A 25752-nucleotide genomic window follows, 5' to 3' on the forward strand; every position below is an offset into this window, starting at 1 on the left:
CAACTCACCCTGGCCTGCGGACCCCACCACCGGCTTCTCGAGAAGGGCTGGACGACCCGAAAACGCGCCAACGGCGACACGGAATGGATACCGCCGCCCCATCTCGAACGCGGCCAACCCCGCACCAACACCTTCCATCACCCGGAGGGTCTGTTGTGCGAGGACGAGAACGGCGAAGACGACAACGCAGTGGGTGCAGCTTAAGGCGGCGACTCACATGCGTCCGTACGCGACGGCCATGATCAGGCCCAAACCAGCTAGCAAGATAAACATGATCGTCACCGGGTCGATTACTTCGAAGATCACGTGATCACCCCTGGTGTATTTAACTGTGGTTCAACACATCCGGACGCCGTGTGAATTCCGTACGGCACGGCTTCAAGCAGTGTGACATTCAGGGTCGCACCGTTGGGCAAGTTATAGGCGCGTCTTTCTCCGGGGCGTGCGCCTGCGATCGCGGCGCCCAGCGGGGATTCGTTGGAGTAGACCTCGATGTCGCTGCATTCGGCGCCGCGCACACCCAGAAGGAAGGTCTCGGTGTCGCCGGTGTCGTCGTAGCGGATTGTCAAAACCATGCCGGGCTCCGCGATCCCGTCGTCGGGTGGGTCCTCGCCGACGACGGCATTGAACAACAAATCATGGATGCGTTGGATCCTTGCCAGCCATGCGTGTTGGATAGCGATGGCGTTGTCGTCGGACTGACCGTCAGCGGATGCGCTGGTGTGCAACACACGTAACTTGGCCAGTTCCCTCTGTAGCCGCTCGTAACCGCGCGGCGAAATCCACACCGGTTGCGTGCTGGTCATTTTCGTTGGTCTCCTTAGGAGTTGAATGTCATAGTGAGTTGAGGTCGCAGCGTGTTAGTGGGTCGCTGTTAGCGCAAGGTCGCGGTGGGTTGTCTGTGTCCGGGTGCCTTTCGCGAGATGCACTTCATAGGGCACGGCCTCGAGCAGCGTCACCAGTCGTCCTGTCTCATCGGGGATTGAGTAGATGCGCTGTTCGCCGGGGCGCGCGCCGGCTATCGCGCGGCCCAACGGCGACGCCATCGAGTAGACCTTGATGTCGGCGCCTTCGCTGCCGCGTCTGCCTAGCAGGAAGGTTTCGGTCTCACCGGTGGCGTCGTAGCGGATGGTCAAAACCATGCCCGGTTCGGCGATGGGGTCACCGGCGGGATTCTCCCCAATGACCGCCTTGGCCAACAGGTTCTGAATCTCGCGGATACGTCGTTGTAGCGCTGAGCTTTTCGTGTCGAAGTCCATCAAGTCATCGGGAACCTCAACGATCAGCCCCGACCGCAACGCGTTGAGTTTGTTCCGCAGGCGGGTGTACTGCTGTCGTGTCATCCAGATGGATTCGGTGCTGGTCAATTTGAGTGGTGTCCTTTCCATTGTCGGGGAGCGTCGTCAGGGGCGGGCCAGAGTAGGCAGCCGCCGCTGACGACTCGGAGGCCCATGGTGGGCGAAATTCCGGAGCGGTTGAAGGTTTTTCGTTTAGGCCCGTTGATTCCATGGTGACCTGCGCGGACACGACTGTGCTTGCCGGAAACCGACAACGGCGGTGCGACGCATTGTCACGCCCCGACAACGCTGTTGCCGACGCTGTCCCGAAGCGATCACGCCTGAGCGTGGGGACGGTGTTCGGGATCGATGGTGGGCGCGCGCTGCCTATCGCCGCTCGACGAGGCGGTCGAAACTTTGTTGCCATCGGTCGTAGCGGAGGCGGTCAAGGGTGATGCGTGCGCGGGCGAATAGGGCCGCTGTCACGAGGCTCACACCCCACCAGGTCGCTATCGCGAAGGCCAGCGCCTCGTCGCGGGCGGTGTTCAGCGGTCGGGCAACCGGAAGCCCGTCGTCATCTATCCAAATCTCAATACTGTCGCCGACCTTGGCTGTCAGCGGCGCGGTGACGTCGCCAGTGCGTTCGGCCCCGGCGGCAACCCATCGGGCAGGAACCGTCACCGTCGGGCTTTCAAGGTTGCGGCGCGGGTGGCTCTCGCCGGTGACAGTCGCGGTGACGGGGCGGCGAGTCTGAACCTGCTCGGCGTAGAGGCGGCTCCGGGAATCATGGACCGCGGTGCCCACGGCGGCACCGATAGGTATGGCGAGCAGCGACGCCGCAACGGCTAACACCAAAATCAGCGCCTCCACCCGGTCCGTGGTGCGTATCAGCGGGTTACGACCAAAGAGCCGCGCGAACAGCCTCCGCGGCAAGGGCACGGTGAAGGTCTCCATCGCGGCGTCATCATCCGATCGGCGGTCGGCGATCGATCGACGATCGGGGTCTGAGGTGGACATCGAACGTCTCCTATCGGAGAGTTGGCGTGGGTTTGAGGTTTCGCGCGGCGGACGGCTGGCGGATACCAGCCGTCGCTCAAACCCGCCCTCTGAGGTGGCAACCTTCATGATGGTGCGAGTGGCCGCTGCAAGCTTTGCGCGGCACGACAACGACGCTGCGCCGCTTTGTCGGGTTTCGACAGCGGCCCTGGTCAAAGCGCCCTTGGTCAATCGGTGTCGATGGCCGCGAGTTCTATCGTCATCGCCAACCGCTTCCTGGCATCGTCTAACTGCAGATTGGTGATCTCGGCCATCTTGCGCAGCCGGTAACGCACGGTGTTTTCGTGCACTCCCAGCCGTTCACCGGCCTCCGTCGGGTCGCCCTGGGCCTCCAGCCATGCTCGCAGCGTGGCCACGTAGTCGGTCCCGTTGGCGCGGTCATGCCGGCCTAGCTCGGCCACCGGCCCACGGGATGGTGACCGGCCTGAGCGCGCCGCCGTGCGCAATCGTTGCAGCAGGATGTCAGCCCATGACTCGTCATAGACCGGCGGCATGGCCCCGGGTGATATCTCGTGCAGCGCAAGACATTCCTCGGCTTCATGGCGTGCGGCGGCGAGGTCTGTCACCTCAGCCGCGCCACTCACGCCGGCCAACACCGTCACCTGTTCGGGCAGGGCCGCCCGCAGACCGGTTACCCATCGCTGCGCCGTCGTCGCCTGCCCGCCGGGAAGCAGCGTGTAAACGATATTGCCCGCCAAAGCGCTGCGGCCCGGCCGTGACCAGCCGAACCCGGTGGTGGCGCGCTCGAACGCCAACAACAGAGCGGCATCGCGTTCGTCGCCCATGAACGCCTGCAGCGCAATAACCCTCAAACCGTCGTGCGGCAGACCCAGCCTGCTGGCCACCATGGCGGCATCAGCGGTGCCCTCCAACAACCGGATCACCAGTTCGGATTCGATTTGGCGCTCCAAGTCCGCGCTGGCTCGTGACCGTAGAAGATGCAGGGCCACCGTGTGCGCACCCTCGGCCAAGGCGCTGCTCGCCGCCTCGTCCAGTGGCGCCGAACCCGCCACCCATACCGACCCGATCAGCTCTCCTCCGGAGCGCACCGCCACCACCATGCGCCCGATCAAGCCGTGCTCGGAGTCCTCGGGGACAAACAGCGGTTCGTCGGAGACCGCCAGGTGTGCGAATACGCCCCGCGCATCAAACACTGCGCGCAACTGCTCCGGTGTCTGTCGTTCCAGGATCGTCTGCACCCGCGCCGGATCGGCATGTTGCTGCAGTTTCGAATACGCCAACACCCGCAACAGCCGATCGTGAATGACGACCGAACCGCCGATAGCATCCGCCAGGCTATCGGCCAGCGCGAACAGATCCGTTGGGCCACGGCCGGATTCAGTCTCACGGCCCTCCAGCACCAGGCCGTAGACGACCGTACCCACCTCGCTCCACGTGACCGTCTCGTCGACCACCATGACCGCGCCGACCTCGGCGTCACTGTCAAACGCGATTTGCTCGTCACCGCCGCGTACCAGCACCACGACAGCACGCGCTGAAGCCGCCCACTGCATTGCTTCGCTAACGGAGGCGGCACCGATCGCCAGCAATACGTCGCCTACCACCACACGATCCGGCGTGGCTTCGTGGATCACCACGCTGCGCAGTTCAGTCGACCGGGGCACCGACGACCAACGCAAGCCGACTCCATAACCACCCAGCACGTTCACCAGGCGGTCCAAAGTGATCACCAGCCGCTCCTAATGCCGAAATCGTAGTCAGCCTATCCAGGAATCAAGCTCGGCTTGACTCAATCCGGTGTGCGGGCCGCCGAGCCGACGGCATCACCGAGCGAAGCGAAGCCGCCGTCATGCAGCCGCTGCGCGATGCCCTGGTGAATTTGCTTGGCCCACAGGCCCCCTCCGTAGATGAAGCCCGTATAGCCCTGCAGCAGCGATGCGCCCGCGGTGATCCGCTCCCACGCGTCGTCCGCGGTTTCGATGCCCCCGACGCTGATCAGCACCAGGCGGTCGCCGACCCGGCCGTATAGCCTGCGCAGCACCTCGACGGCGCGGCGCGCCACCGGCGGACCGGAGATGCCACCCGGCCCCAGTTCGTCGACCCCCGGGGTGTGCAGACCCTGCCGCGACACGGTCGTGTTGGTGGCGACGATGCCGGCCAGCCCCAGTTCGACTGCCAGGTCCGCGATCTCGTCCACATCGGAATCGGAAAGATCCGGCGCGATCTTCACCAGCACCGGTGTGGACGTCTCGGCGAGCACGGCCGACAGGATGGGTCGCAGCGACTCGACCGCCTGCAGATCACGCAGCCCGGGCGTGTTCGGCGAGCTGACGTTGACCACCAGGTACGACGCCAGCCGGCCGAGCAGCCGGGCACTCGCCCGGTAATCGTCGACGGCCTCCTCGGCCGGCGTCACCTTCGTCTTGCCGATGTTGACCCCGATCGGCACGTCGGGGCGCTGCCGCGAGAGCCGCATCGCCAGCGCGCCCGCGCCGAGGTTGTTGAAGCCCATCCGGTTCAGCAGCGCCCGATCGGTCGGCAGCCGGAACATGCGCGGGGCGGGATTGCCGGGCTGCGGGTTGGCGGTGACCGTCCCGACCTCGGCGTGCCCGAAGCCCAGCGCGCCCCAGGTGAGTAGGCCGAGGCCGTCCTTGTCGAAGCCGGCCGCCAGCCCCAGCGGCCCGGGGAAGCGCACCCCGAACACCGTGCTGGCCAGCGCCGGATCCGTCGGCGCCAGCAGCCGGCGCAGCGCCCGCCGCGTCCACCCGACCGCCGTGACGCCGCGCAGCACGGCGAACACCAGCGTGTGGATCCGCTCGGGCGGGATCACAAAAAACAGCTGGCGCAGCAGGCCGTACATCCGGTGTCCGCGCTGGCGTGGCTGGGCGGGCGTCACAGTTCCGGCTGGTCGGGCCGTCGCCCCTCGGATCCTGCACTGTCCAAACGAGTTTTCTTGCGGCGCAACAACACTCGTCTGCTGCCGTCGGTGTAGAGCCGCACCCGGGTCAACTCCCAGCCGCGGTATTCGGCCTCGATCGACAACCGGGTGGACGCGCTGATCCTGGTCACTTCCGGCGGCAGGCGCAACGGCGCCCATTCGTATTCATCGGACATCTCGGTGTCCCAACCCGCGGGTAGGCGGCTGCGCCGCGCGGCGGTCAACGCGTACCCGCCGCGTGCTCGATGACCTGAACTCCCGCACCGGAACCCGACACCACGTACAGGGTGTCTGACGCTTCGTCGAAGGCCAGTGAGTTCGGTTGCTGCACGGTCGGGTAACGCACCTTTTCGACGGGAATTCCGGTGGATAGATCGTAACCAATGACGATATTGGAAACGGTCTGCGAAACCCAGGCTAACGCGCGGGAGCCGGCCAGGCCGTACGGCGCCTGCGGAACCGGGTAGGCCTGACGCAGGATCAGCGGGTCCGCGCCGTACACCAGCAGCTGGCCGCCGCGGGTATCGGCGACCAGCACCCGGCCCGCCGGATCGGCGGCCATCGTGGTGGCGCCCCGGCCAGCGCGCAGCGCCTGCTGGGTATGGCCGTCGGCGTCGATCGTCGTCACCGACGTCTGTCCCCGGTCCAGCACAACCGTCGTATTGCCTTGTGTGGCAAGCCAATCGACTCGGGCGAAGATCTTGTTGCGGCTGGTGACGGTCGCATTGGTCGCGGTGCCCGGCGTCGGGGAGGCGAGGGTGTAGACGGCGCCGTCGGCGCTGCCCAGCACCAGCCTGCCGTCGGCGCGCTGCGCCACCGCGGTGAATTCGGTCTGGGCGGCGTCGGCGACCGCCACCTGGGTGACGCGACCGGTGGACAGCTCGACCGCGAGGTACCCGCCACGGGCGGAAAGGTAGGCGGTTCCGTGGGCGTCGTCGGCCAATGCGGTCGCCGGTCCCGGCAGCTCCACGACCCGCGGCGGGGTCTGCGGATCGCCGAACACGGTGACGCTGGCGGGTGCGCCCGGGTCGTTGCCCTGCGTCAGGACCACCAGCTGATGGGTGCGGCCGTCGAAGACCGCCGCTGCGGCGTGACCGGCCAGCGGCCGCACCGCCCCGGCCGGCTGCTGCGAGGCCGGCGGCGACACGGCGGCGTGCGCCGTTTCGATGGTGCGAGGCGTCGTGGCGAGCGGATTCGATGAACATCCGGCTACCGCGCTCAGCAAAACCGCGAGCAACAATGCACGGCGTTGAGCTGCCAGCTTGTGACGAAAATGCCGTGACAGCAATTCTTTTCCCTCGTGGTTCGGCGCATCCCGGGCCATTGGAACACAAATTCTAAGGAACGCTTTTCATCCAACAGGGCCATGCTGCCTACGTCCCTCTCTACCGGCGGGGTATGGTCGGCACATGGCCGTCACCGCTGACCGTCATTTGGCGCAGAATGAGTTTGCTGTCGAGGACATGTCTACAGGCATTTCCGCTAGCGGATACGGACAAGTCGGTGATGGGCGGAGTTTTTCGTTCCACATCGAGAACCGATCTCTTGTCGTCGAGATTTACCGGCCGCGCCTGGCCGGGCCCGTTCCGCAGGCCGACGAGGTGGTCGCCAGGGCGGTCCGCAGCCTGGTCGACATCGACCTCACCGACGAGCGCAGCCTGAGCGCCGCGGTGCGCGACTCCGTGGCGCACGCGGAGCCGGTGTCGCGCTAGTGGCGATCGCAATCGCGGCGTAGCCGGGCGCAGCGGGTCGCCGCATAGCCCCAGCCGGGCGCGGCGGGTCGCCGCCGTCCCGCTAATCCTGCCCGGACCCGTCCACCGGGTACCGTCGTGGTCGATATGACCGTCATCCTGTTACGGCACGGCCGCTCGAGTTCGAACACGGCGGGCGTACTCGCCGGTCGCTCCGAGGGCGTCGACCTCGATGACAAGGGCCGTGAACAGGCGGATGGCCTGATCGATCGGATCGGTGATCTGCCGATCCGCGAGCTGGTCAGTTCGCCACTGCTGCGCTGCCGTCGCACCCTCGACCCGTTGGCCGACGCGCTCTGCCTGACGCCGCTGGTCGACGATCGGCTCGCCGAGGTGGATTACGGCGAGTGGACGGGCCGAAAAATCGGCGATCTGGTCAGCGAGCCGCTGTGGAAGGTCGTTCAGGCGCATCCCAGCGCGGCGGTGTTCCCCGGCGGAGAGGGCCTGGCGCAGGTGCAGGCGCGGGCGGTGTTCGCCGTGCGCGAGCACGACCGTCGGCTGGCCGCCGAGCACGGCGGCGATGTGCTGTGGGTCGCTTGCACTCATGGTGATGTCATCAAGGGGGTCATCGCCGACGCGTACGGCATCCACCTGGACGGGTTCCAGCGCGTCACCGCCGATCCGGCGTCGGTGAGTGTGATCCGCTACACCGAGCTGCGCCCGTTTGTGTTGCACGTCAACCACACCGGCGCGCGGCTGTCCGCCGGCCTGCGGGCCGGACCCCCGGCGAAGGAAGACGCGAAGCCCGAAACCGACCCGAAGTCCAACGGGGAGCAGCAGGAATCGGCCGCCGCGGTACCATCCAGCGACGCGGTGGTCGGCGGTTCCACGGATTAATTCGGCGGCTACCTCCATCGGATCGCACGGCGGTGGCAACAGCCGGTATTTTGGGAAGTGCCATGCCCCGCGCAATTCACGTCTTCCGCACACCCGACCGCTTCGTGGCCGGGACCGTCGGCCAGCCCGGAAACCGCACGTTCTACATCCAGGCTGTGCACGACGCCCGAGTGGTGTCGGTGATTTTGGAGAAGCAGCAGGTGGCGGTGCTCTCCGAGCGCATCGGTGCGCTGCTGCTCGAGGTGAACCGCAGGTTCGGCACGCCCGTCCCGCCGGAGCCCGCCGAGATCGAGGACCTCGATCCGCTGGTCACCCCGGTGGACGCCGAGTTCCGGGTCGGAACCATGGGCCTGGGTTGGGATTCGGAGGCCCAAACGGTGGTGGTCGAGTTGCTGGCGGTCACCGACGCCGAGTTCGACGCGTCGGTGGTGCTCGACGACACCGAAGAGGGTCCCGACGCGGTGCGGGTGTTCCTGACGCCGGAGTCGGCGCGCCAATTCGCCACCCGCTCCAATCGCGTCATCTCCGCGGGACGTCCACCGTGTCCACTGTGCGACGAACCGCTGGATCCGGAGGGCCATATCTGCGCACGCGCCAACGGATATCGGCGCAGTGCGCTGCTCGGGCCTGACGATGACCCCGAGGTCTGACGACCGTGAGGTGTTGCGCGACGGCGAGCTGACGGTCATCGGACGGATCCGCTCGGCCAGCAACGGCACCTTCCTCTGCGAATCGACGCTCGGCGAGTCCAGCGTGCACTGCGTCTACAAGCCGGTCGCCGGGGAGGCGCCGCTGTGGGATTTCCCGGACGGAACCCTGGCCGGCCGCGAACGGGCCGCGTACCTGGTCTCCGCGAAGTTGGGCTGGAACATCGTGCCCTACACGATCATTCGGCACGGGCCGGCGGGCCCGGGCATGCTGCAGCGGTGGGTGCAGCAACCCGGCGACGCGGTCGACAGCGAGCCGCGGCCGGGGCCGGATCTGGTCGACCTGTTTCCCGCCGGCACCAGGCAGCCGGGCTACCTGCCGGTGCTGCGCGCCCTCGACTACGCCGGCGACGAGGTGGTTCTGATGCACGCCGACGACATTCGCCTGTGGCGGATGGCGGTGTTCGACGTGCTGATCAACAACGCCGACCGCAAGGGCGGCCACGTGCTGCGCGACCTCGACGGCCACATCTTCGGAGTCGACCACGGCGTGTGCCTGCACGTCGAGGACAAGCTGCGCACGGTGCTGTGGGGATGGGCCGGCAAGCCGATCGACGATCAGACGTGCAAGGCCGTCGCCGGCCTGGTCGACGCGCTGGACGATCAGTTCGGCGACGAACTGGCCGAGCAGATCACCCGGGCCGAGATCGCCGCGCTGCGCCTGCGCGCGTGCACGCTGCTGGACAATCCTGTGATGCCCGGACCCAACCGGCATCGCCCCATTCCGTGGCCGGCTTTCTAGCGGTGATCGCAAGCGCGGCGTCGCCGGGCGCAGCGGGTCGCCGCCATCGGTGAAGGCCGCGGTACGCCGTCGGCGATACTGAAGCGGTGAGCCCCGCCGCCGACGAGATAACAGCCGACGAGATAACAGATGCCGCCCTGGCCGCCGATCTCGCCGCCGATGCGGGGGAGTTGCTGCTGAAGGTCCGCGACGAAGTCGGCTTCGGATATCCCTGGGCGCTGGGCGACGCGGGCGACAGCCTGGCGAACGCGCTGATCTTGCGGCGCCTGCATGAGGAACGGCCCGACGACGCGGTGCTCAGCGAGGAGGCGTACGACGACTTGTCCCGCCTCAAGCACGACCGCGTGTGGATCATCGACCCCCTGGACGGCACCCGCGAGTTTTCCACGCCCGGCCGCGACGACTGGGCGGTGCACATCGCGCTGTGGCAGCGTCCCAACGGCGACTCCAGCAACGGCCAGCGCGAAATCACCGACGCGGCGGTGTCGTTGCCGGCCCGCGGGAACATCGTCTACCGCAGCGACACCGTGACCGCCGATGCCGCGCGCGTCGGCGTCACCGACACCATCCGCATCGCCGTCAGCGCGACCCGTCCTCCCGCGGTGCTGCACCGGATGCGGCAGACGCTGCCCATCCAGCCCGTCGCGATCGGCTCGGCGGGCGCAAAGGCGATGGCCATCATCGACGGGCACGTCGACGCCTACGTGCACGCCGGCGGCCAGTGGGAATGGGATTCGGCGGCCCCCGCCGGGGTGGTGATGGCCGCCGGGATGCATGCGTCGCGGCTCGACGGATCGCCGATGCGCTACAACCAACTCGACCCGTATCTGCCCGACTTCGTGATGTGCCGCGCCGAGCTGGCGCCGATCCTGCTGAGCGCCATCCGCGGCGGGTAACGCTACCGCCCCAGCCGGCGCCGCCAGTCTTTCGCCGAGAGCACCCGGACCATCTTTTCGACCAGGCTGCCCTTCTTGCGGCTGTAGGGGTAGTCGCCCCAGACTTGCCCGTCTCGAGTTGCAGCGGCGTCAGCAGGTCGTCGCGGTGGTCGAGCATCCAGTCGCACCACTTGCCCAGCCACCGTGCGCGGCCCCCGGTGTTCATTTGCTGCCATAACGGCTGGGCGTTCCGCAGCCGGGCGGCCACGGCAGCGACTTCGGCGGCCGTCGAGATGGGGACACGGCCGACGACTTGTGCCGTTGCAGGGCATCTGACCACGACTTCTTGCTGCGCGGCCGCGCCCGTGGTGTCTGGTCGGTCAGTTGTGTCAGTCGACATGGCAACCACCTCGCTCGTCGACGTTGAGCGAATTTGCCCGATACCGGATTCGGCAAACCACAAATCGCCGTGCGGCCATATAGCTCGCGACGGGTATGGCCGCGGGTGATTCAGGCCCGCATCGTCGGCGCGCCCAACCCGATTGCGCCCCTCCTTCTCGGCCCGCCGCGCGGGCCGCATCGTCGGCGCGCCTAGGCTGATTGCCATGCAGTCGTGGTCTTCCCCACAGGTCCCCGTTTTGTCGGGACGCGGCCCGGAGCTTCGGCTGTATGACACGTCTGACCGGCAGGTGCGTCCCGTGGCGACCGGCTCGACCGCCACGATGTATGTCTGCGGCATCACCCCGTACGACGCCACCCATCTCGGCCACGCGGCGACATATCTGGCGTTCGATCTGGTCTACCGGCAATGGCTGGATCTCGGCCACGACGTGCACTACGTCCAGAACGTCACCGACGTCGACGATCCGCTGCTCGAGCGCGCCGAGCGCGACGGCATCGACTGGCGCGACCTGGCCGAGCGCGAGGTGTCGCTGTACCGCGAAGACATGGCGGCGCTGCGCATCCTGGCGCCCCGCGAATACGTCGGGGCGACCGAGGCGGTCGCCGAGGTCGTCGAACTCGTCGAGAAGATGCTGGCCTCCGGCGCTGCCTACGCCGTCGACGGCGAATACCCGGACATCTACTACCGCGCCGACGCGACTCCACAGTTCGGCTACGAATCCGGCTACGACCGCGACACCATGCTGCGACTGTTCGCCGAACGCGGGGGTGACCCGCAACGGCCCGGCAAGACCGACCAACTCGATGCGCTGCTCTGGCGGGCCGCGCGGCCGGGGGAGCCCAGCTGGCCCTCCCCGTTCGGCCCGGGCCGCCCGGGCTGGCACGTCGAGTGCGCGGCGATCGCGCTCAGCCGCATCGGCAGCGGCCTGGACATCCAGGGCGGCGGCAGCGACCTGATCTTCCCGCACCACGAATTCACTGCCGCGCACGCCGAATGCGTGCGCGGCGAGCGGAGATTCGCGCGCCACTATGTGCACGCCGGGATGATCGGCTGGGACGGACACAAGATGTCCAAGAGCCGCGGCAACCTAGTGCTGGTGTCGCAGCTGCGCGCCCGGGGCGTCGAGCCGGCGGCGATCCGGCTGGGGCTGCTGGCCGGGCACTACCGCGGCGACCGGTACTGGACCGATCAGGTGCTCGACGAGGCCGTCGCCCGGCTGCAGCGCTGGCGGGGTGCGACCGGCCTGCCGGCCGGCCCGGACGCCGCCGACGTGATCGCGCGGGTGCGGCAATACCTGGCCGACGACCTGAATACTCCCAAAGCACTTGCCGCGCTTGATGGCTGGACCACCGACGCGCTGGAATACGGTGGCCACGACACCGAGGCGCCCAAGCTGGTGGCGACCGCCGTCGATGCGCTACTGGGCGTGGCCCTCTAGCCGAACGATGGTATGCCCTCGGTCAGGCCGGCACAGCCGTTCCGGCGCCCGGGCCATCCGGGTTGACCTGTGTGGTCGCCGTCAGCGCGGGCGTCCACCATTTCGCCAGCGCCAACAGATCGACGGCTTCCTCGTAGAGGTTTGTTGACCGGGAGCGCACCGCTAGAGCCCTATCGGGTGTCTCGGGCCGATGTCCGGCGGTCTTGGCCTCGGCGGCCTGCGCCAGCTCGAAAGCCGTTGTCGCAGAGCCTCGTTCGTCGTCCGGCACAGAGTTTTCCTGCAGGAATTGGGTCAGCTGGTCCGGAGCCGCACTGCACACATAGTGGCGTAGCTGCAGGATCGCGTCACGGATTTCGATGACGGTTTGGTGCAGCTGCAGAGTGGTCTTCTGAAATCGCCGGTGGTCGTGCTCGATACTGAAACTGCTTTCCGGCACCACGGCCGTCATGCTGAGCCGCAGTGGCTGCAAACTCCTCCAGGTACGGCTGACGCGGTCCAGCCCGAAAAACGAGTGCAGCCTGACGACGAGCGGCACCGCGCCGAAGAGATAGACGATGACCGCCATCCATAGGAATTCCGACCCGTGCACCCGGCCCCGGAATTCAACGGTGCGGGTCCAGCCGAGCTGGTCGCTCACCGCCAACACCAGCGCCTCCATGCACGCTGCCGCCGTCACGACAACCGCAAGGATTCCGGCGGCGGCGAGCAGCGATTCGCGACGCTCGGTGGCTCTTATCAGCTCGGAGGCGAACATCCACAGCAGCCGCGTCACCAAGATGACGATCATGGTCAGGTACAAACTCAGCGCCAAGACCGCGTCCCAGCCGCCGGACACCTCGAACGTCTGCCCCGCAACGCGCGCACGGGTACCCGCAGCCAGGAATGCCACAGACAACGCGACGGCGGCCAGGCGGTAATAGCGGTGACTGCGGCGGGTTTCCTCCGGTGAGATCTTGTTCCACAGCATGGTGAACCCGACAAATTCGCCGCACGCCAAAATCATTGCGACGCAAGATAATTGCTGGGCGGTGGTCACGGTCATGACTGCGCTTTTGGACAACACCGCTTCGACCTTGCGCTCACGCAACAGCTGGGCCAGCAGCAGCCAGGCCATCACATTGTTGAGGTAAGTCTGGTAGAGGTTGGCCCTGCACCATCGCAAACGCGCCGCGAGAACGATCACCATGATCGTGATCACGGGCCAGGCGATGACGCCCGGGATGGTGGAGGTCACTGGCGGCGGAAAAAGGCGCTACGCATCATCGAGTGACGTTCGGCGGCCTCAGCGGCGGCGATCAGCAACAAAGAAGCGAACATCTCGGCATCGCGCTCCTGGTCACCGGCGTAGTGGCTGCGTCCCAACACCGCGCGCACCGTGTCGGGATCGAGGTCGGGCAAGGCCTGGCACACTGCCGCATCGCAGGGGTGGCTGGCGCTGCGACCGTGGCCCAGCAGGATGTGCCCGATCTCGTGGCCCACAATCTGGTCGATGTGGTAATCGGTGGTTCCGGTCTCATGCAGGATCACGTCTTCGTCGTCGCAGGCCAGCCAGATCCCGCACGGGCTGTCCGCCAGCGCCGCCGTGTCCGCCGGGACGAGCCGGATGGCCCGACCGCGCATTTGGCCCAAGTTCTCGATGAAAACGTTCCGGTCCCAGGGCACCGGGATCGGCAGCTTGCGCGTCAGCGCAAGGATGTCAGCGTTTGATGCCGGCATCGAGCTGGTCATTTCGCCGGGAGGAAATAGGGGGTAATCGTTCAAGTTCTCGAAGGTGATCGACGATCGCCGCCAGGCTGTCGAGAGCCTGGGGAGTCAAGCCGGATGCACGAGCCGCCAGATCGCGCACGCCGTTGTCGCGCAACGCCTGCAAAAGATTCAATTGCGCGTCGATCGCCGGGTCGGTGCCACGATCTATCAGATAGGACGGCGGCACGCCGAAATAGTCGGCGATCGCCCGTAAATGGACAACGGTGGGGTTCGTTTTGAGGCCGCTTCTGAGTTGCCAGAGGTAGGCCGGGCTGATCGGGACGCCGGTTTTATCGGTGATTGCCGCCGCGGCCGCGGCATTGGAAAGCGGGGGCGTGCCCGCCTTGCGCATCAGCTCGAAGAGCTTGTTCAGGCGTGTCGCCAACCCGCTGTCATCCGGCCGTTTGGTCTGAACGCCGTCGACTTCCAATGCACTCTCATTTCATGCGAACGCCAGCTGCGTGTACCCATGTTACAGGCTCACTCATCACGACGGGGCACCGATTCCGCCACGCCAATGCTTTTACGCGCACGGCCGTGACCTCGGCGTCTATGCGTGGTGAAGCGCTTCACTGCGTTTATCCACAGGGTCATCCGTTCCGTTTTACATTTTCATCAACGTACGGTTGAATGCGTGACGTGTACTGCTGTGTACAGTTCGCCACCGGATTGCCGCACCGAGAGTCGGCGATCGACGAGCTTCTCGCCGAGTGCGGAGGCTCGGCTTTGCTGGCGAGCGGCATCGGGCGGATGCGATCGCACGGTTTCGACTTTCGCTCTTGGGGCCCGGATGCTCTTGACGTTTCACATTGCGTGCAGCCGCGTGTTTCACGCGGGCGAAGCAACGCCCCGCAAATTGGACCAGCCTGGCAGGAGGTCGTAACGAAGTGCAGCAAAGTCGAATCGTGGCCTGAAGTCCGTCATGAACCACTCCGGGCGTCAAGTACATGGCGCCGGACTCAAATGCCGAAGCGCAACTAAAAGCCGAATTTCCCGAGCTGGCCGACACCGTTGACGCTGTTAGCCAGTGTTGCAATCCAAGGCCTGGAATTTCTCAGGCGCCGCGTCGATGGGCGATCTTAGCCGACGTGGTGCGCTGCGTCTTTTGTTTGCTGTGTATCCATGCAAAGGCTGGAGCGAATCTATGAAACACCTGTATAACCTATGCAATTATTTACACGGGTGTCGAATCCCGGTGATGGAAGTGCCTTTGCTGTCGCGCCAATATAGGGGTATTGTTCTGGCAAATACTGGACTGCAGAAGGAGTTGGGTCCGGTGCGTACGGAGAGCGAATTGGCGCGGCCGCCGGTGGGCAGGCTGCTGCGCCGGTCGCTCGTTCGAGATCGCAATCGGCAACCAGCTTGTCGCTTGGTTGCCGTCGCTGGGGCTTGTCGTGGGCCCGTTCGGGATACAAGACGCCGCCCACTGGGCACGCGCCTGGCTTTCCGAAATGCCTTGGCGCTTAAGCCTCCTTGGCAAGTCTAGGGGTTAACGGTGTCGGGGGAAGTCGGGTCGACGTGGCCCATCGTGGGCCGCGATGTGGAGCTGCGGCGCTCACTGGCGGCGCTCAACAACTCGGAGTTCCATGGTGTGGCATTGGTCGGCGACAGTGGGGTCGGCAAGTCCACCCTGGCCCGCATGCTGGCCAGGACGCTTGAATCAGCCGGGCGCACAGTGCGATTCGCGCTGGGCACTCAAACGGGTTGCGCTGTGCCGCTGGGCGCGTTTTCCCGCGCGGTGAGCCTTCAGGTGGCTCACGAACCGGCGGTCATGCTGGCCGCCGCGCATGACACCTTGAGCAGGGACAAGAACCTGGTGGTGGTGGTGGACGACGCGCAGTTACTCGATCCGCTGTCGGCCACGTTGATCAATCAGCTTGCGGCCGGCCGCAGTGCGCGGTTGATCGTGACCATCCGGTCGCGCGAGCCGGTGCTGGATGCGGTGACCGCGTTGTTGAAAGAGCGCTTGTTGCTGACCGTCCACGTGGAACCGTTCAGCCGCGAGCAGACGGGTCTTTTGGCCGGCGCTGTTCTAGGCGGTCCGGTCGACTCTGGGTTGGCTGATGAGTTGTTTGAGCGCAGCGTGGGAAACCCGTTGCTGCTGCGGGGTTTTCTCACCGCGGGCCGGGAAAGTGGGGCATTGGTCCACACGGAGGACGGGTGGCAACTGCGGGGCCCGCTGCGCGCGGATCGCGAACTCCACGACGTTCTGGGCTTTCGGCTCCAATCGTTGAGTCCAGAGGAGTTGGAGGTGGTGGAGATTTTGGCCACCGCCGAGGGGCTGAAGTGGGAGATCCTGCGCGACATCTGCGATGCGGAGGCCGTCGCAACTCTGGAGCGCCGTGGCCTGATCCAGTTGGTTGCCGACGGATCCCACACCGTGGCGGAGTTGAATCACCCCATGCTCGGTGAAGCCGCGACCCGGCACGCCGGAATGGTGCGCGCCCGCCAACTCAACGGCAAATTGGCGCGAGCTCTGCAGAAGCATGAGCGGGCCGCCGACCGGCTGAGGCAGCCCGGCCTGCGAGGCCGGATCCAGTTGGCGCAGTTCATGATCCACAGCGACTTGGAGCCCGACCTCGATGTGGTCATCGAAGCGGCGCAGCACGCGCTGGCGATGTCGAACGTGGTGCTCGGTGAGGAACTGGCGAGATTTGCGGTCGATCGCGGTGGGGGGCTGCCGGCCGCGTTGGTGCTTGCCGAGGCGGTGAGTTGGCAGGGCCGCGGCGACGAGGCGGACGAGGTACTGGTCGACGCCGAACCCGACGGCGGCGACGACTTCATGATCGCGCGCTGGGGGTGCCTGCGCGCCGCCAACTTCTTCTGGGGCTGCGGGGATGTCGAAGCCGCCCGCCGGGAACTCGATGACGTGAAGAAGCGTGTCTCGTCCGAGGCCGGCCTGAGCCTCATCAATGCGTTGGAGCTGTCTGTTGGCTACTTCCATGGGGACGTCGAAACGACGATCGAGGTCGGGCCGGGCCTGTGCGAATCCGATGCGGTGCCGGTGGCCACCGTTTGGGCCGTTTTCCCGACCTGCGGCGCACTGGCGGCGGCCGGGCGTTTCTCCGACGTCGGCCGCATAGCGGACCTCGGGGTCCGTGCGGCCGCGCTGTGCGGGTTGGGGCCGCATCGATTCAACATCGGGATGACCGAGATCATGGCCGCGACGGCGGCAGGGGATGATGGCGCGGCCGAGCGAATCTACAAGCGTTACGCCGCGATGACTGGCGGTCTTCCCGCGGCGGAGGCCATGGTTGACGCAATGCTGGGGCTCGTTCGACTGAGCCGCGGCGAGCTCACCTCGGCGTGCGCTTTGTTCACCAGTTCAATCGCTGTGTTCTCGCAGGGTTTTGCGTCGCCTTGGTTGGTGCTGGTGGGGGCCTGGCAAGCCCAGGCCGAGGGGGCGCGCGGTGACACAGCGGCGGCCACCGCGGCTTTGCGACGGGCGGATAAAGCCTACGGCCCGCATGTTGCGGTGTTTGTGCCAGAACTCGAGCTTGCGCGCGCCTGGGAGCGGGCAGCGGCCGACGACGCGAAGGCCGCCCAGACGCACGCCATGCAAGCGGCGGAGATCGCGCGCGCCGCGGGGACGCACGTGATGGAGATGCGCGCACGCCATGCAGCGGTCCGCTTCGGCGATCGTTCTCAGGCCGCGAGGCTGGAGAAGCTTGCCCGTATTTTGGACACGCCGCTGGCCGGCGCAGTCGCCGATCATGCTCGCGGTTTGGCGCAGCGCGACGGCGATCTGCTCGATGCGACGGCACGCCTATTCGCGGATCTCGGCGCCTTGGCATGTGCCGCCGACGCAGCGGCGCAGGCGGCCGGCGAACACGGCCGCCGGGGCGACCGCGGCAAGAGATTCGAGTCGTCGGCCTGGGCTCAAGCTTTGGCCAGGCGTTGCGAGTTGCGTACGCCGGCGCTCGAGGCCGCGATATGCCCGCTTCCCTTCAGCGATCGTGAGCGCGAGATAGTGAGTTTGGTCGCGGCCGGTTTGTCGAACCGTGACATCGCCGAGAAGTTGGTCATTTCGGTACGCACGGTGGAGGGACATCTCTATCGGCTCTTCACCAAGCTTGGCGTCAGCAGCCGCGAACAGCTCGCCTTGCTGACAACCCGAGAGCCGTTTGCAGGGAGAGAGTTCTTAGGCCGAAGCGGCCGGTCGCTCGGTCGCGGGGACGATGTTCACCCCTATGCAGGCTAAGTTTGTATAGGTGGCCTATAAAGTTTTAGGGGCCGCTACTCTATCTCAGCGCGCACACCACTCGACTTCCCTATAGTTTCCGGCGACGGCCGCTCGAGCGGCCATACGCTCCGGCTCATGATAGGTAGTCGGAAGCTCAGGATCGTGACCCCTGTGCACGATGTCGACACGTCCGGACCCGCAGATGCGGTCCCGCCGAGCAAATTTCAGGTAGTCGAGGACGTGTTTCCGTCGGCCTGCTCGGGCATGGCCTCGGCTTCCTATGACGTTTTCGGGCTTTACCTGGCAGCGGCGCGTTCCGGCTTTATGTAGCGCCGCGAGCTCTACGGGTCGTCCGGCGGATGCGAACCCAGTGGCTCGGGGCATGCGGTGAGCGGTCCAGCAACAGTCTGGTTGCCATGTCGGCACCTTGGTGGGGATGGAGATACAGCATTTGACGCAACGGGTTAATGGGTCGACGTGGCCCATCGTGGGGCGAGATGTGGAGTTTCGGCGGTCACTCGCTGCGCTCAACAACGGGGACTTCAACGGGGTGGCGTTGGTCGGGGACAGCGGGGTGGGCAAGTCCACCCTGGCCCGCATGCTGGCGAAGACGGTCGAGTCGGCGGGGCGCACGGTGCGATTCGCGCTGGGCACTCAAACGGGTTGTGCTGTGCCGCTGGGCGCATTTTCTCGGGTGGTCAGCCTCGGAGTGGGACACGAACCGGCGATCATGCTGGCGGCTGCGCACAACACCCTGGGACAAGACAAGAATCTGGTGGTGGTGGTCGACGAGGCGCAGTTACTCGATCCGCTGTCGGCCACGTTGATCAATCAACTTGCGGCCGGCCGCAGTGCGCGGTTGATCGTGACGATCCGGTCCGGCGATCCGGTCTTGGATGCGGTGACCGCGTTGTTGAAAGAGCGCATGTTGTTGACCGTTCACATCGATCCCTTCACCCGCGAGCAGACCGGCCAATTGGCCGACGCGGTCCTGGGGGGTCCGGTCGAGTCTCGGCTGGTTGACGAGTTGTATGAACGCAGTGCGGGAAACCTGTTGCTGCTACGTGGTTTTCTCACCGCGGGCCGGGAAAGCGGGGCTTTGGTACACACCGATCACGGCTGGCATCTTCAGGGCCCCCTGCGCCCGGATCGCGAACTCAACGATGCTTTGGAGTTTCGGCTGCAATCGCTGAGCTCTGAGGAACTGGAGGTGGTGGAGCTCTTGGCCACCGCCGAATTGTTGGAGTTGGAGATCCTGCGTGACATCTGCGATGCGGACGCAATGGCAAACCTGGAGCGCCGTGGTCTGATCCAGTTGGTCGCCGACGGATCCCACACCGTGGCGCAATTGAATCACCCCATGCTCGGTGAAGCCGCGGTCCGCCATGCCGGGGTGGTGCGCTCGCGGCAACTCAACGGCATATTGGCGAAGGCTCTTCGACGGCATCTGCGGGCGGCGGGGCGCCGCTCGCAGATCTCTGATCCCCGCGGCCGTATCCAGCTGGCGCAGTTCATGATGCGCAGCGACTTGGAAGCCGACCTCGATGTGGCTGTCAAGGCGGCGGAGGACGCGTTGGCGATGTCGAATGTGGTGCTGGGTGAGGAGCTGGCGAGGTTTGCGGTCGATCGTGGGGGTGGACTGCCGGCCGCGTTGGTGCTTGCCGAGGCGGTGAGTTGGCAGGGTCGCGGCGACGAGGCCGAGTCCATCCTTTTGGACGTCGACGTCGATGATGCCGACGAGTGGTTGATCGCGCGGTGGGGTTGTCTGCGTGCTGCGAACCTGGCATGGGGATGCGGTGACGCCGAAACCGCGATGCGCGTACTCACCGAGGTGAAACAGCGTCTCGTGACCGAGGGCGGTCTCGAGCTGATCAATGCGTTCGAGGTTTCGATCGGGTTCTTCCGCGGCGACATTGAGACGACGATCGAACTTGGGCCCGGGCTGTGTGAGCCCGGTGTGGTGCCGATGGCGACCGTATGGGCGGCCGTGGCCACATGCGGTGCCTTGATGGCGGCCGGACGTTTTTCCGAAGTCGGCCGCATAGCCGCTGCCGGCGTGCGCGCGACGACGCTCTGCAGAGCCGGAGCGCAGCGGTTCGCCATCGGACTGGCCGAGGTCATGGTTGCGACCGCCGCCGGTGACTATCCGGCGGCCGACCGAATCCACAAGCGTTACGCCGCACTGGCGACCGGTCATCCCGCAGCGGAGGCCATGGTCGACGCGATGCTTGGGCTCGTGCAGGTTACCCGCGGTGAGCTCTCGACAGCGTGCGCCACTCTCGCCCGGACCATCTCCCAACTGTCGCAAGGCTTTCCGTCGCCTTGGTTGCTGGTGGTGGCCGCCGTGCTGGCCCAGGCCGAGGGGACGCGCGGGGACGCTGGGGCGGCGGCGGCGGCGTTGCGGCACGCGGAGGAAGCATACGGACCGCATGTCGCGGTGTTCTTGCCGGAACTCGAAATCGCCCGGGCCTGGGAGCGAGCAGCGGCCGGCGACACGGCGGGCGCCCAGACGCACGCCATGCAAGCGGCGCAGGTCGCGCGGACAGCCGGGATGCACGTGGCCGAGATGCGGGCACGCCATGCCGCCATCCGCTTCGGCGATCGTTCGCAGGCCACGCGAGTGGATGAGCTCGCCCGAACCTTGAACTCCGCATCGGCGCAAGCGGTCGCCGACCACGCCCGCGGTCTTGCACAACACGACGGCGACCTGCTCGATGCCGCGGCCCATAGATTCGCCGATCTCGGCGCAATGGCTTTCGCCGCCGACGCGGCGGCGCAGGCGGCCGGCGAACATGCCCGCCGGGGCGACCGTCGCAAGGAGGTCGAGTCGTCGACGTGGGCGCACGCGTTGGCCAACCAGTGCGGGTCACGCACACCGGCGCTAGAGGCCGCGGCGCACCCGCTTCCCTTCAGCGGACGTGAGCGTCAGATCGTCAATTTGGTCGCGGCAGGGCTGTCCAACCGCGAGATCGCAGACCGGCTCGTCATTTCGGTACGCACGGTGGAGGGACACCTGTACCGCCTTTTCACCAAACTCGGGATCAACAACCGTGACCAACTCATCCATCTGATCAACCGAGATGCGTCGTGAAGCAACAGGTTGTCCGGTCATTGGGCAGGGCTGCCGATAGGAAGCTCCACCGTCGGCCAGTGTTCGCCCCGCGCCTCTGATCGCCGCAACCAACTGAAAACCGAAAAACCTCCCTGCACACGGGAATAGCAGGTGGGGTTGTGCAACGCGACCAGCGCGTCCAACTGCTAAGCCCGGATTCGTCCAGGACACAAGACGACGACATCGGCACGTCATGACCGACGTTCCGCGACGACCCACGCCCAAACGAAAACCAGCATCCGGGTACCCATCTGGAACGCGCCAGGACATCGAAGGGCCCCACGCCGCGCGAGTGTTCAGCACGGACCCCACGGCCGTCTCGGGCGGCGTCGCGCCACCACGTAAGAGACGAAGCCGGCGGTGGCGGCGAAAATCCCTGTTGCACAACGTAATCCGTGCTAAGAGGCTAATTTTCGGTTGCGCAATTTTCTGTCGCCGCGGAGCCAACACTCTGTCGGCTTGCGCCTACCACTCTATGTGAGGGTCCTGACTACGCTACCGACTTGATAAGCCTGACAACAGGATTGAAACCCACGACGCTCTGGGTCATGCACTTCGTCGAGACCGCTTTCGGGCGCCCGCTCAGCCACAGCTAGTGCACTCAACTGTTCGGCTCATGCCAAAGCAAAATCTGGAGGACTGGTGAGTACCAACCCGTTCGATGACGACAATGGCAGCTTTTTCGTCCTGGTCAACGACGAAGAGCAGCACAGCCTCTGGCCCGCCTTCGCCGAGATTCCAGCCGGCTGGCAGATGGTTTACGGGGAAGCCGATCGCGCTGCGTGCCTGGAGTACATCGAGCAGAACTGGGCTGACATACGTCCGAAGAGTCTGCGCGAGAGGCTGGTAAGCCGTGGTTTTGATAGTTGAACCGCGCGGGCGGCCGGCGGATTCCGACGGCCAGGCATATCCGCTGACGCGCGGTCAGCTAGACATTTGGCTTGCGCAGGAATCGGGTCAGTCCGGTACGCAATGGCAGCTCGGCCTCTTTGTCAAAATCGAGGGCACGGTAGAGCGTGATGCCCTCGAGTGGGCGATCCGCCGGGCGGTGCAGGAGGCCGAACCGGGCAGGGCCGCCATCTTTGAGGTGGATGGCCAGGTTTTCCAGCGGGCGATGGACTACCCGGATGTCGAGCTGGCCTTCTATGACCTGAGCGGCTCGGACCATGCCGTGCACGACGCCCATGAGATAGCGTCCTCGATCCAACGCACCCCGATGCCGTTCACCGGCCCCCTGTTCAAATTTGCGCTATTCCGGGCGCGGCCCGACGAAAATTACTTGTTCGCGTGCAGCCACCACATAGTCGCGGACGGATCCGGCATTGCGCTGGTGGGCCAACGGATTGCGTCCGTCTACTCTGCAATTGTTTCCGGCGCGCCAATCCCTCCCTCCATTTTCGGCTCGTTATGCGACCTGGTTGAGTGCGAGTCAGAATACGAAGCGTCCAACGATTTCCTCGATGACCAGGCGTATTGGACCGAAAACCTTCCAGCGGAGAATGGATCGCATTATCGGCTACCCCAAGCCGCGGGCGAGCACGATCCGTGTCGTCCGTCCGCGCCGGTTCAGCTGGATGCTGCGGTCCTTCGCCGCGTTGACGAGTTGTCCCGAGCATGGAACGTGCCGCGATCATCGGTCCTCACCGCGGCGTGCGCACTTTTGGTGCGTGGGTGGTGCGCGGAGGACTCGGAGGTGGTGCTCGACTTCCCGGTCAGCAGGCGAGTAGGTCCGGAGTTGAAGACGCTTCCCGGGATGGTGGCCGGGGTGGTGCCGCTGGTGTTGCGGGTTTCACCCGAAACGACGGTCGCCGGATTTTGCGCCCACGTCGACACGCGAATAAGGGAAGCGCTGCGGCATCAGAGATTCCCGGTGCAGGCTCTTGAGCGCAAAGTTCATGCCCGTGGCCCGGGGCAGTCAGCAGATAGGGTCAGCGTCAATTTCCTCCCGTCGAGTTTCACTCTGTCCTTCGGTGGTGCGACGGCATCGGCGTCATATACCAACCTTGGCCACCGGGGCGGCTTTGGCTTGGTCTTCTCTGGCGATGGTGACCAGCTCTGCCTCGGCACGGCCGGCGCCGGGCAGCTGTTTTCGAGTTCTGACGTCTCCGATTTAGCGGGACGGTTGCAGCGGGTATTGGTGGCGATGACCGCCGATCCGCGGCGACCGCTCTCGTCGGTGGATGTGCTGAACGCCGGTGAATACGCCCGCCTGGACGGGTGGGGCAACCGAGCGGTGTTGACCCAGCCCGCGCCTCAGCCGGTGTCGATTCCGATGGTGTTTGCCCGCCAGGTGGCTCGCACCCCCGAGGCCGTGGCGATCAGCTTCGAAGGCGACGCCCTGACGTATCGGGAACTCGAGGAGGCCGCGAACCGGTTGGCCCACCTGCTGACCGACCGGGGCATCGGGCCGGGGCAGTGTGCGGCGTTGCTGTTGGAACGCTCGCCGCAGGCCGTCGTAGCGATGCTGGCGGTGTTGAAGACCGGGGCGGCTTACCTGGCGATCGATCCGGCATTGCCGGCGGCCCGGATTGGATTCATGCTCACCGATGCGGCCCCTGTCGCCGTCATCACCACCGCGGACCTACGCCCGCGGTTGGACGGGTGCGATCTGGCGGTCATCGACATGAACGACCCCGTTGTGGACACGCTACCCAGCACGGCACCGCCGGCGCCGGACCCGGCGGACATCGCTTACCTCATTTACACCTCGGGCACTACGGGTGTCCCCAAGGGAGTGGCGGTCACCCACCACAACCTGACCCACTTGGCGGACACGCAGCCCTCAGACCTGCCGCCGGCGCAGGTGTGGACGCAATGCCACTCCTATGCTTTCGACTTTTCGGTTTGGGAGGTCTGGGCTGCACTGCTCGGTGGTGGCCTGCTGGTCGTCGTACCCGACGAGGTGGCCGGGTCGCCGGATGATTTCCATGCATTGCTGGTAAGTGAACACGTCAATGTGCTCACCCAAACCCCGTCGGCGGTGGCCGCACTGTGCCCGCAGGGGTTGGAGTCGGTGGCGTTGCTACTCGGCGGCGAGGCCTGCCCGGCCGAGGTGGTTGATGCGTGGGCGCCGGGCCGTGTGGTGATCAACGCCTACGGCCCCACCGAGGCCACGGTGTATGCCACGTTGAGCGCGCCGCTGTCGGTCGGGGCCGATGTGGTGCCGATCGGTGCGCCGGTATCGACCGCGGCGCTGTTCGTCCTCGACGAGTGGTTGCGTCCGGTGCCGCCCGGGGTGGTCGGCGAGTTGTATGTGGCCGGTCGCGGCGTGGCGTGCGGGTATGTGGGCCGGGCTTCGTTGACCGGGTCGCGATTTGTGGCATGTCCGTTCGGGGAGTCCGGACAGCGGATGTATCGCACCGGGGATCTGGTGCGTTGGGGTACCGATGGTCAGCTGCAGTATCTGGGCCGCGCCGATGAGCAGGTCAAGATTCGCGGCTATCGCATCGAGCTCGGCGAAATCCGTGCGGCCCTAGCCGAATTGGATGGGGTGGAGCACGCGGTGGTAGTCGCCCGCGAGGACCGCCCGGGCGACAAGCGACTGGTCGGCTATTTCACCGGGACTGCCGATCCGGCCGAGATCCGCCTCCAGCTGGCCGAGCGGTTGCCGGAGTATATGGTCCCGGCCGCGGTCGTGGTGTTGGACGCGCTGCCGTTGACGGTCAGCGGCAAGCTCGATACGCGTGCCCTGCCGGCACCCGAATACGCCTCTGGCGAGGGCTATCGCGCCCCGGGTACCGCGACCGAGGAGATCCTGGCCGGCATCTACGCCCAGATACTCGGGCTCGACCGGGTCGGTATCGACGATTCGTTCTTCGATTTGGGCGGGGATTCGCTGTCCGCGATGCGCTTGGTCGCCGCGGTCAACGCCGGCCTGGACGCACACCTGGCGGTGCGCACCGTATTCGAAGCGCCCACCGTGGCCCAGTTAGCGCCCCGTATCGGTGCCGATGGGGCTGGGCTGGAGCCGTTGGTGGCGGTGGAGCGGCCGGCGGTGGTCCCATTGTCGTTTGCCCAGCAGCGGTTGTGGTTCATCGACCAGTTGCAAGGGCCTTCACCGGTTTACAACATGGCCGCGGCGTTGCGGCTCAGCGGGCGGCTCGATGCCGACGTGTTGAGTGCGGCATTGGCCGATGTGGTGGGCCGCCACGAGAGCCTGCGCACCCTGTTTGCGGCACCCGACGGCATACCGCAGCAGGTGGTTATCCCCTTGGAGCGGGCCGACTTCGGCTGGGGCGTCATTGATGCCACCGGCTGGTCGACAACGCAGCTGGATGAGTCCATCGAGGCGGCGGCGTCCCACGCATTTGATCTGACCACCGAAATACCCTTGCGGGCAAGGCTTTTCCGCGTCGCCGACGACGAACACGTGTTGGTGGCCGCGGTGCACCATATCGCCGCCGATGGCTTGTCGATGTCCCCGCTGGTGGCTGATCTGGGGGTGGCCTATGCCAGCCGGTGTGCCGGGCAGGCCCCGGGTTGGGCGCCGTTGGCGGTGCAATATGTCGATTACACGCTGTGGCAGCGCGCCCAGTTTGGCGATCTGGCCGACACCGATAGCCCGATCGCCGCGCAGCTGGCCTATTGGGAGCAGACCCTGGCCGGGATGCCCGAGCGGTTGGCATTGCCCACCGATCGGCCCTACCCGGCGGTGGCGGATCAGCGCGGCGCCAGTGTGGCCGTGGAGTGGCCGGCCGAGCTGCAGCAGCAAATTCGTCGGGTGGCC

At 66.1% G+C, this 25752-nt stretch carries 20 protein-coding genes and 2 pseudogenes; 11 read left to right on the plus strand and 11 right to left on the minus strand.

The window, feature by feature from the left end:
• A pseudogene (locus A5732_RS20750) lies at nucleotides 1-204 on the plus strand (HNH endonuclease signature motif containing protein); the annotation flags it as partial.
• Between the two features lie 98 nt (nucleotides 205-302).
• Here A5732_RS20750 and A5732_RS20755 read toward each other — a convergent pair.
• The 7 genes from A5732_RS20755 to A5732_RS20785 form a co-directional block, all read right to left on the minus strand.
• The gene (locus A5732_RS20755) at nucleotides 303-806 is read right to left on the minus strand and encodes a GreA/GreB family elongation factor (protein WP_076053901.1); all 504 of its coding nucleotides are present in this window, start codon (nucleotides 804-806) and stop codon (nucleotides 303-305) included.
• 54 nt (nucleotides 807-860) lie between these two features.
• Entirely contained in the window at nucleotides 861-1367 is a 507-nt protein-coding gene (locus A5732_RS20760; RefSeq protein WP_076053933.1) for a GreA/GreB family elongation factor, read from the minus strand.
• 297 nt (nucleotides 1368-1664) lie between these two features.
• The gene (locus tag A5732_RS20765) at nucleotides 1665-2294 is read right to left on the minus strand and encodes an Rv1733c family protein (protein ID WP_076053903.1); all 630 of its coding nucleotides are present in this window, start codon (nucleotides 2292-2294) and stop codon (nucleotides 1665-1667) included.
• A gap of 206 nt (nucleotides 2295-2500) precedes the next feature.
• Entirely contained in the window at nucleotides 2501-4024 is a 1524-nt protein-coding gene (locus A5732_RS20770; RefSeq protein WP_076053905.1) for a PucR family transcriptional regulator, read from the minus strand.
• A gap of 59 nt (nucleotides 4025-4083) precedes the next feature.
• On the minus strand, nucleotides 4084-5154 hold the full coding sequence (locus tag A5732_RS20775) for a quinone-dependent dihydroorotate dehydrogenase (protein WP_076053907.1): 1071 nt from the start codon (nucleotides 5152-5154) through the stop codon (nucleotides 4084-4086).
• A 32-nt stretch (nucleotides 5155-5186) separates the two neighbouring features.
• Nucleotides 5187-5456 (minus strand): DUF5703 family protein, encoded by a 270-nt coding sequence (locus A5732_RS20780; RefSeq protein WP_076053909.1) that lies wholly within the window; start codon nucleotides 5454-5456, stop codon nucleotides 5187-5189.
• Nucleotides 5453-6556 (minus strand): YncE family protein, encoded by a 1104-nt coding sequence (locus tag A5732_RS20785; protein ID WP_139334697.1) that lies wholly within the window; start codon nucleotides 6554-6556, stop codon nucleotides 5453-5455. The genes A5732_RS20780 and A5732_RS20785 overlap by 4 nt, the downstream gene beginning before the upstream one ends.
• Before the next feature lie 85 nt (nucleotides 6557-6641).
• On the opposite strand from A5732_RS20785, the gene A5732_RS20790 reads away from it, so the two are divergent.
• From A5732_RS20790 to A5732_RS20810, 5 genes are all read left to right on the plus strand, one after another.
• Nucleotides 6642-6944 (plus strand): hypothetical protein, encoded by a 303-nt coding sequence (locus A5732_RS20790; RefSeq protein WP_064954685.1) that lies wholly within the window; start codon nucleotides 6642-6644, stop codon nucleotides 6942-6944.
• Nucleotides 6945-7070: 126 nt separating this feature from the next.
• Nucleotides 7071-7820, plus strand: a complete 750-nt coding sequence (locus A5732_RS20795; RefSeq protein ID WP_076053913.1) for a histidine phosphatase family protein — start codon at nucleotides 7071-7073, stop codon at nucleotides 7818-7820.
• A gap of 62 nt (nucleotides 7821-7882) precedes the next feature.
• Nucleotides 7883-8470, plus strand: a complete 588-nt coding sequence (locus A5732_RS20800; RefSeq protein ID WP_064954687.1) for a DUF3090 domain-containing protein — start codon at nucleotides 7883-7885, stop codon at nucleotides 8468-8470.
• Nucleotides 8454-9269, plus strand: a complete 816-nt coding sequence (locus tag A5732_RS20805; RefSeq protein ID WP_065050896.1) for an SCO1664 family protein — start codon at nucleotides 8454-8456, stop codon at nucleotides 9267-9269. Before A5732_RS20800 ends, A5732_RS20805 begins: the two co-directional genes overlap by 17 nt.
• Before the next feature lie 86 nt (nucleotides 9270-9355).
• Complete coding sequence (locus A5732_RS20810; protein ID WP_076053915.1) at nucleotides 9356-10165, plus strand: 3'(2'),5'-bisphosphate nucleotidase CysQ; 810 nt, start codon at nucleotides 9356-9358, stop codon at nucleotides 10163-10165.
• 61 nt (nucleotides 10166-10226) lie between these two features.
• On the opposite strand, the pseudogene A5732_RS27820 reads toward A5732_RS20810, so the two are convergent.
• Nucleotides 10227-10751 (minus strand): annotated as a pseudogene (locus A5732_RS27820) (aldehyde dehydrogenase family protein); the annotation flags it as partial.
• Here A5732_RS27820 and mshC point away from each other — a divergent pair.
• A complete protein-coding gene (mshC, locus tag A5732_RS20820; protein WP_076103175.1) occupies nucleotides 10750-11985 on the plus strand; it encodes a cysteine--1-D-myo-inosityl 2-amino-2-deoxy-alpha-D-glucopyranoside ligase in 1236 nt (411 codons plus the stop codon). The pseudogene A5732_RS27820 and the gene mshC overlap by 2 nt on opposite strands.
• Nucleotides 11986-12007: 22 nt before the next feature.
• Here mshC and A5732_RS20825 read toward each other — a convergent pair whose 3' ends face one another.
• The 3 genes from A5732_RS20825 to A5732_RS20835 are packed head-to-tail and all read right to left on the minus strand — an operon-like array spanning nucleotide 12008 to nucleotide 14083.
• Complete coding sequence (locus A5732_RS20825) at nucleotides 12008-13219, minus strand: DUF6545 domain-containing protein (RefSeq protein WP_076103176.1); 1212 nt, start codon at nucleotides 13217-13219, stop codon at nucleotides 12008-12010.
• Nucleotides 13216-13701, minus strand: a complete 486-nt coding sequence (locus A5732_RS20830) for an ImmA/IrrE family metallo-endopeptidase (protein ID WP_076053921.1) — start codon at nucleotides 13699-13701, stop codon at nucleotides 13216-13218. Before A5732_RS20830 ends, A5732_RS20825 begins: the two co-directional genes overlap by 4 nt.
• A complete protein-coding gene (locus A5732_RS20835) occupies nucleotides 13682-14083 on the minus strand; it encodes a helix-turn-helix domain-containing protein (RefSeq protein WP_249266785.1) in 402 nt (133 codons plus the stop codon). The genes A5732_RS20830 and A5732_RS20835 overlap by 20 nt, the downstream gene beginning before the upstream one ends.
• Before the next feature lie 1176 nt (nucleotides 14084-15259).
• Here A5732_RS20835 and A5732_RS20840 point away from each other — a divergent pair.
• The 4 genes from A5732_RS20840 to A5732_RS20855 all read left to right on the plus strand — a co-directional run.
• Nucleotides 15260-17932, plus strand: coding sequence for a helix-turn-helix transcriptional regulator (locus A5732_RS20840; RefSeq protein WP_076103178.1), 2673 nt, complete (start codon nucleotides 15260-15262; stop codon nucleotides 17930-17932).
• Nucleotides 17933-18413: 481 nt separating this feature from the next.
• Nucleotides 18414-21005, plus strand: a complete 2592-nt coding sequence (locus tag A5732_RS20845; protein WP_076103179.1) for a LuxR C-terminal-related transcriptional regulator — start codon at nucleotides 18414-18416, stop codon at nucleotides 21003-21005.
• Nucleotides 21006-21668: 663 nt separating this feature from the next.
• Complete coding sequence (locus A5732_RS20850; protein ID WP_076053931.1) at nucleotides 21669-21896, plus strand: MbtH family protein; 228 nt, start codon at nucleotides 21669-21671, stop codon at nucleotides 21894-21896.
• A partial coding sequence (locus A5732_RS20855; RefSeq protein ID WP_142256647.1) for a non-ribosomal peptide synthetase occupies nucleotides 21880-25752 on the plus strand: 3873 nt, incomplete at its 3' end. The genes A5732_RS20850 and A5732_RS20855, both read left to right, overlap by 17 nt.

The organism is Mycobacterium colombiense, from assembly GCF_001953985.1.
GTDB classification, from domain to species: Bacteria; Actinomycetota; Actinomycetes; order Mycobacteriales; family Mycobacteriaceae; genus Mycobacterium; species Mycobacterium colombiense_B.